We start from the raw sequence: 7,575 nt of genomic DNA on the forward strand, positions 1-7,575 counted from the left end.
CCTCGATAGGATGTCGAGGGCTTTTTTCATGTCGTCATTCATTCAACGATCGCGCTCTATTCGTCGAAAAATCGCAATTTATCAACAATACTTACATCGCAACAGTAAAACTGTACTTATAATCGGCAGAGAATTTAGACAGAATAACGGCTGCGAGTTCAGCAGCTCGAACTGTCAGCGCTTAGGGATTAGGCGACAACAATAAAAATTGAATTAAAAAATTAGAGAATGACCTATGCAATTGCAACAGCAACAACTGAATAGTTTTACCCGAATTTTTCATGCCGCTCCAGAACACAATAGCCCGCAAGATCTTGCACAATATATTGGCGCGCATCGACAAGAGCTTTTACAACAAATCCATGAAAATGGCATCTTACTGTTTCGTGGTTTTAACATCGAGCAACCCGAACAATTTAACCAACTGATTGAACAATATTTCCAGTTTACCCCATGGAATGCATTTAACCCCAATATGCCCAGCTGGGTTGCATCATGGATGCGAAAATACAGCGAGAAATTGCTCGGCGCAGGTGACTACCGTCGTTATATCGACCGCAACACAGTGCAATTGGGTCCAGTCGAAAACTCGGTACAAGGCCCGCATGTTGAAGGTGGCGTGCGCTCAGAACGCTCGCGTTATATCGCCTTATTCTGTCAGGAACCTTCGACGTATTTGGCAGAAACTGGGTTCAATAACTTAGAGCAAATTTGGGAGAATTTTCCGAAATATCTACAAGAAAAATATCTCGGCGCATGGAACCATTTTTCTTATGTTTCGGCACGTGAGGTGGGACTATTTGACCGATTATTGCTGAAAAAGAGCCCGTTTAGTTTAGAGATTCGACAAGATAAAAAAGCCAAACTAACCTTGCAGCGTTCGCCACTGGTGATTCATCACCCTGATACAAAAAAGCATGTGATTCAGCCATGGGCTTTTGCCAATAATACCAATCCATTTGCCCATCAGGCCGCGAAAAATTGCTTTGAAAATCGAGGGGACATTGAAATTGATTCGACGGCGGATGGCATGCAACTGACTTGGGAAATTTACACGCTAGAAGGTCAACAAATTGAATGGAACGATGCCGAAAAGCAGCAATTTTTTGATGCAATGTATAAAGATGCCCTGCTTTTACAGTGGCATAAAGGCGATGTTGCTATTGTGGATAATATTAAAATTGCGCATTGGCGAATGAATGGAGAACAAGGAAATCGTAAATTAATTCAAATTCAAGCCAATGCATTTAATGCCGATGAGCACTATGCGGCTTAGCTGACGGATTTAAAATTCGTGTAGGCCTGTATGTGAGAAGCCCCGTAGGGGCTTTTTTTTATTTTTTGAATTTTTTGTTTATTTTTTAGCCACTATTTAGGCTCAATTTTGAATAACCATGCCTTTTCTCCATCTTCAATGCCCCAAATACTGCCGTCTTTGGCTTCAATTAGTCCTCGAATACGCTGTGGCATGGCAATTCGTTGTATTTCTTGGACAGGTTTAAGCTCTGTATCAACAATCACAATCGCTTCTGAAGATAAGCCACCAATCAGCGCTTTATTTTTCCACAATGGGAACTTTTGCCCTTGGTAAAACATCAAACTTGACGGTGAAATCACCGGTGTCCAACTGATGGCAGGCGCTTCAAATTCAGGCCGAGTATGATGATCAGGAATCGGTTGATCATCATAATGATCGCCATTCGATACATGCGGATAGCCATAGTTTTTCGCACGCTGCACGAGATTTAACTCATCACCGCCTTTCGGGCCCATTTCGGCCACCCACAGCTGCTGTTTTGCATCAAATGCCATGCCTAAAGGATTACGGTGCCCGAAGCTCCAGACTTGCTTGGCAACTTCGCCTTGGGTCTGAAATGGATTATCTGCAGCAGGCGTTCCATCACTATTTAAGCGCAGCACTTTACCCAAATTTGACTGCAAATCTTGTGCAGGATCAAACTTCTGACGTTCGCCCGAACTCACCCATAATTTTCCATCTGTTCCAAATTGCATACGGTGTGAATAATGGCCTTGACCTTCTACTTTTGGAGTTTGCCTCCAAATGATTATTCGCTGTTTTAAACTTGGCGCAGCTTCATTGAGGTTTAATGTGGCTTTTTCGATGACAGCGCCATAACCGCCCTGTCCTGCTTCTGCATAGCTCAGGTATATTTGATGATTTTTTTCAAACTGCGGATCAAGTGCAATATCACCTAAGCCGCCTTGTCCGCCATAGGCAACTTTGGGAAGGTTTTTCACCTGTATTTTCTGCTGGTTTTGCGGATTAAAGATGATCAGCTGGCCTTTTCTTTCAGTCAGCAATAAACGTCCGTCTGAGAGCGGCTGTATGGCCCAAGGCTCATTAAATTGAGCGATTTTTTGTATTTTAAAGCGCTGTCCTTGCTGGATTTGTGCCAATTTTTGAGCTTGGCTTGGTGTTTGATCTTGTGCTGTAGTTGTGGTGTTTTCCGCATGGCATGCGGCTGTCATCAGGATGCCAACGATGAGACTAGGCGTTCGAAAATATTGTATGCATTGTTTCATTTACTGTTCCCTTCCATTTTATAATCATTTGATTCTAATCAATTAATCAGATGATTTTTCTTTGGAAAGGTAACAGAATAATTTTGTACGTTTTGGCTTACATGACATGCAGAAAATTGCTGCTATTCAATTTATTCAAACAGGCCTAATCTACAGTTATCAGGAAACAGGAAGTTTCCGAAACATAAAACAATAACAATAAGTTTCTGCATCAGGACGTGAGATATGACATGGAGTTGTATCTAAAATACGAAATACGAAGAAAACCCCAACAGGATGTTGGGGTTTTCTTTTTCTAGCTGATTTTTAAAAGTTCGCTCTAATCTAGAACTTTCGCATAACATCTCTGTCAAAACTTCTTACAGTTTCCTGCGAAATTATTACATACCCAAATCCGTCAGCTTGTTAGCGTGGTAGACAATCCTCATTGCAAGGAGTCAATCATGACTTTAAAAGCTTTAGTGATAACTTCAAATGTCGGTGTTGAACATGACGAGCTGATCCAACCATTAAATTATTTAAATGAAAAGGGAATTGAAGCCATTCATGCCGCTATTAAACATGCGGTTGTCCAAACAGTAAAAGCCGACAAAAAGGTCGAAGCTGAAGTTCAACCCAATGCCCAATTGAGCAACGTAAATGCTGAAGACTATGATGTGTTAGTAATTCCAGGCGGAACTGTCAATGCAGATCATCTACGGATCGATGAAGATGCACTGCGACTTATTCAAAACTTTGCTGACCATCAAAAACCTATTGCTGCAATTTGTCATGGTCCTTGGGCGCTCATTAATGCTGAACGAATTCGTGATAAAACTCTGACGTCTTATAAAAGTATTCGTTTGGATTTGGAAAATGCGGGTGCACATTGGGTCGATGAGCAGGTGCACCGCTGTAATACGGGTGGTTGGGTGCTCATTACTTCTCGTTGTCCAGATGACTTGCCTGCGTTTAATCAAGCGATTCAGCAGGAGTTTGAGCAACAGCAACAGCAACAGCAACAGCAACAGCAACAGCAACAGCAACAGCAACAATAATACTAAAATGAAAATACCCGCATATTGCATGCGGGTATTTTATAATGTTGATTCATAAAATATTATGGCTTACAAATTTTTTAAGTAAGCTACCACATCATCATTGCCTGCCATTTCTGCAAGCTCTAATGCTGTGTATTGGGTCTTATGCTGTACATTTGCACCATTAGCTACCAAAAGCTTCACCACGTCTAAATAGCCGTTTTCTGCGGCTGCATGCAGTGCGCTATAGCCTTCTTCATCGGCAGTGTTTACGTCTGTGCCATTCGCTAAAGATTTTTCGACTTCTGCGAGTTCACCTAAAGATGCCCAGTACACCAGTTCAGGCAGATGCAGTTCTGCATCATCTTCAGGGATTGGCGAGATAGAATTAAATTGCATGATCATAATACCTATTTGTAATTTCTATAAATATCGCTTGTCAATTAATGACCATGGCAGAATTGGTCATATAAATCAGTTTATTTAACGAATTTTATCAAATCTATTTAAAGCGTAATTCACAGTTTCCTTTGAATTTAATAAATATTTTCCATTTTTATCGCGTTCAATACGAATGGATAATTTAGCCGCTTGTGTAATAGTTCCAGATTCCAGTAATCGACTGATATCACTATTTGGAAGAATAATATAATTATTTACATAAGATGGACCATTACATGATCGTAATACAAAAATATAGAAAGTAGATGATGCATCCTTTGAATCATAAGATCTCTGATTTATCGTGAATCTATACTGATTATTTGATTCAGATATATTGGCTGTTTTAACCTGTATATGAAAGTATTTATTATCTTTTGCTGCGACAAGATCAATACCATCATCAACAGCCATATATGATGTATTAAATCCAAAAAATAATAATTCAGCCATCACTGCAAATTCACCAGCCTTGCCCGTATACAGTGCATTAACTGTAGGTGGCGGTGGAACAATATCAGGTACAACTTTTTTGATTTTTAATCTGTAAATTCCCCGTCTTGGAGCACCTTTAGAATTTTTTGGTTTTGTGAACTCTGATTTTGTTTTATATTTGTCAATATCCTTTGAAAGTATCGAAGAGATTTTCTTAGATAAAACATCTAGATGCTGCTGAGTATGAGGATATTTCGCTACGATTGCTTCTGCTATTTGATCAACATGCATTTCTTTTCGCGATTCCTTCATTACTTCTTTAATTTGCTCAATAAACTCCATCTCTCCCCCATAAAATAGTCATAGTTAAGTTTTTATATCTTTTTTAAAAACTTATAAATATAGAATATTAGAAAATATAAAATAATTATTTTATTAGCATTTTAAATAACCCAAAAAAAGCCCCCTTACGGAGGCTTTTCTATTTAAAGAATCACGACTTAAGCATTGGCTGTAGATGCATCTTTAACATCAATTTTATCACTGTCATTTTCATGCATGATCAATGCAACCGCGATCGCAGTAATCAGTACAGGTAAACCTACCGCCATAAAGTTGAAATGCGCAGGTAAGTTCATACCGAGCAAACCACCAATCAGAATCGGCCCTACAATCGCGCCCATACGACCAATCGCAGAAGACCAACCAATTCCTGTCGAACGTACAGCAAGTGGGTAATACTGTGCCACATAGCTGTACAGCAGCATTTGCGAACCAATAGACGCAGCACCTGCCAAGAACACCAAAATGTATAGCAAGAACTGATTTGACTGGAAGCCCATCAAGCTCATCACAATCGCGCCCATCATACCCAAAACCATCAGCACAGGTTTTAAATGGAAACGGTCAGCCAAAATGCCACCGCCAACAATACCCACAACTGCGCCCACGTTCATGACCATCATGAACATTAAGCTGTTATCCATAGAATAACCGGCTGCCATCATCAGTTTTGGTAACCAGCTGCTTAGCGCATACATGGTCAATAGGCACGTAAAGAACGCCACCCAAAACAGCAATGTATTTACGGCACGACCACGGCGGAACAAACTCACCACGTTAGCAGCTTCAGGTACATTTTCTTGCGGTAAAGTGAACACTGTATTTTCAGTCACTTTCACTTCAGGCGCTAAGCGCTTCACGATACTGCGGGCTTTTTCCTGTTTGTTTTCTTTCACCATAAATGCCAAAGATTCAGGTAAGAATTTCCAAATGACAGGTAAAAGGAACAGTGGAATACCTGCGATAAAGAACATGATTTGCCAACCAAAATCAGGGGTGAACCATGAACCTAAAAGTGCCGCCATCACACCACCGACTGCATAACCACTAAACATCGTCGTTACTAGTGTACTACGCATCTTCTGCGGCGCGTATTCCGACGTTAAAGCCACAAGGTTAGGCATTACACCGCCAATCCCTAAACCAGCCAAGAAACGCAAAATACCAAATTCTGTTGGATTTGACGCAAAACCACCGGCAAAGGTCAAACCACTAAATAAAACGATACAGATCATGATGACTTTTTTACGGCCAATCTTATCTGCTAAAGAACCAAAGAACATGGCACCAAACATCATCCCTGCGAGCGCAGTACTGGCAAGCATCCCCGCTTGCATTGCACTTAAGCCCCAGTCTTGCATCAATAATGGTAAAACCACGCCATTAATCGCTAAATCGTAGCCATCAAATAAAATAATCAATAAGCACCAAGCCACTACATTGAAGTGGAACGGGGTAAATTTAGCCTTATCGACTACAGAATTTATGTCTATTTTTTCCGTTGTCATCGTTCTCATCTCCCATGAGTACTTGTCCATAACATTCATTGAATTTTTAAGTAAAATTCAACAGCCACGGAATATACGGAACAGTGTTTTCTAGGGATATTAGACGTATGTTTAATAAATCGAATTGCTTATAAGTACATGTTAATTGTGTTATTTTTCATGTTTTAGTTTAATTATTAAACATTATCAATATATGATTATTTAACTGATTTTTTTAAATCATAATATCCTAGTTTTTAGGTCTAATTCTTCTATTCTTTCATTAAACTTCAGAACGACACACCATCATTTATTTCTATCTTTAGTTTAGAAAAGTTTTAAATGTCTAAAAAACAAACGTAATTAAATCTTTAGAAAAGCTCGTTTGAACGTTCTTGATTGTTTTAAATGCATTGAGAGCACTGAGATTAAGCAATCACTAGCTTACAGCGAAATCCACGAGACGCATAATATGACTGCGCGCTATTATGATAGCTAAATACATGATCATAACGTCGATCACAAAACAGTGCCCCGCCCTTTTGCCGAATATCGACTGGCGTTACGATCCAACTCGAAGTCTTTAAATCGAAATGAAAAACTTGCTGTAACGCACGATAGTCCTCTTCTATCAGCAGCTGAGCACCGATGTCTCGCACCATAACTATAACGTTATTTTTGGGAGGATGATCCTTCCGATTCTCCAAGGCATCACGGTCATAACATAAGCTTCGTCTAGGTTTTGGCGACTCTAAGCTGCAATCATAAAATATCAGGTCATGAGATTGCCGATTCAGCGCCACAATATCTGGCTCACCGCCTGTATTTTCCATTTCGATTAACATTTTTAGTTCTGAGGACTGTACTATCAATTGTTTTTAACTTCATCCCAAAGCAATTCTAGATGACGCTGCATATTTCCTCAAAGCGTTGCTGCAATATCTCTAAAACAGAGACTTCATCGAGATCTTGGAGCATATGTACATCCTATTGTTTTTATACATTGAGACTGAACTTCACTGTAAAGAATATAGGCTCACCTTGATGTAAATTTTTAGCATTGTTTTAGCCTTATTCTTTTTAAATATCTATCATTTCCCAGTTTGTCCTTCTACTTTTCTGCTTATTTTTCCCTTTTCTCCCCACATAAAAAAACACCCCCTGACGTATCAGGGGGTGTTTTCGAATAATGAGCTGGCGATGACTTACTCTCACATGGGTAACCCCACACTACCATCAGCGCTAAGAGGTTTCACTTCTGAGTTCGGGAAGGGATCAGGTGGTTCACTCTTGCTATTGTCGCCAGC

At 39.9% G+C, this 7,575-nt stretch carries 6 protein-coding genes, 1 rRNA gene and 1 pseudogene; 2 read left to right on the top strand and 6 right to left on the bottom strand.

The genetic code is table 11. The features are described from left to right. Positions 1 to 235: 235 nt before the first annotated feature. On the top strand, positions 236 to 1,276 hold the full coding sequence (locus FTU13_RS09400) for a TauD/TfdA family dioxygenase (RefSeq protein ID WP_180127507.1): 1,041 nt from the start codon (positions 236 to 238) through the stop codon (positions 1,274 to 1,276). Between the two features lie 92 nt (positions 1,277 to 1,368). On the opposite strand, the gene FTU13_RS09405 is transcribed toward FTU13_RS09400, so the two are convergent. Beyond that, positions 1,369 to 2,544, bottom strand: coding sequence for a PQQ-dependent sugar dehydrogenase (locus tag FTU13_RS09405; protein WP_373423839.1), 1,176 nt, complete (start codon positions 2,542 to 2,544; stop codon positions 1,369 to 1,371). A gap of 443 nt (positions 2,545 to 2,987) precedes the next feature. Between FTU13_RS09405 and FTU13_RS09410 the strand changes: the two genes are divergently transcribed. Further along, positions 2,988 to 3,581, top strand: coding sequence for a type 1 glutamine amidotransferase domain-containing protein (locus tag FTU13_RS09410; RefSeq protein WP_180127509.1), 594 nt, complete (start codon positions 2,988 to 2,990; stop codon positions 3,579 to 3,581). Between the two features lie 69 nt (positions 3,582 to 3,650). Here the strand turns inward: FTU13_RS09410 and FTU13_RS09415 are convergent, their stop codons facing one another. From FTU13_RS09415 to rrf, 5 genes and pseudogenes are all read right to left on the bottom strand, one after another. After that, entirely contained in the window at positions 3,651 to 3,962 is a 312-nt protein-coding gene (locus FTU13_RS09415; RefSeq protein WP_180063070.1) for an ankyrin repeat domain-containing protein, read from the bottom strand. An 84-nt stretch (positions 3,963 to 4,046) separates the two neighbouring features. Continuing rightward, entirely contained in the window at positions 4,047 to 4,781 is a 735-nt protein-coding gene (locus tag FTU13_RS09420; RefSeq protein WP_180024683.1) for a group I intron-associated PD-(D/E)XK endonuclease, read from the bottom strand. Between the two features lie 158 nt (positions 4,782 to 4,939). Next, entirely contained in the window at positions 4,940 to 6,289 is a 1,350-nt protein-coding gene (locus FTU13_RS09425; protein WP_180092598.1) for an MFS transporter, read from the bottom strand. Positions 6,290 to 6,696: 407 nt separating this feature from the next. Further along, positions 6,697 to 7,246 (bottom strand): annotated as a pseudogene (locus tag FTU13_RS09430) (DUF4256 domain-containing protein). A 214-nt stretch (positions 7,247 to 7,460) separates the two neighbouring features. Next, a 5S ribosomal RNA gene (gene rrf / locus FTU13_RS09435) occupies positions 7,461 to 7,575 on the bottom strand.

This window comes from Acinetobacter sp. YH12064 (assembly GCF_013419735.1).
Classification (GTDB): Bacteria; Pseudomonadota; Gammaproteobacteria; order Pseudomonadales; family Moraxellaceae; genus Acinetobacter; species Acinetobacter amyesii.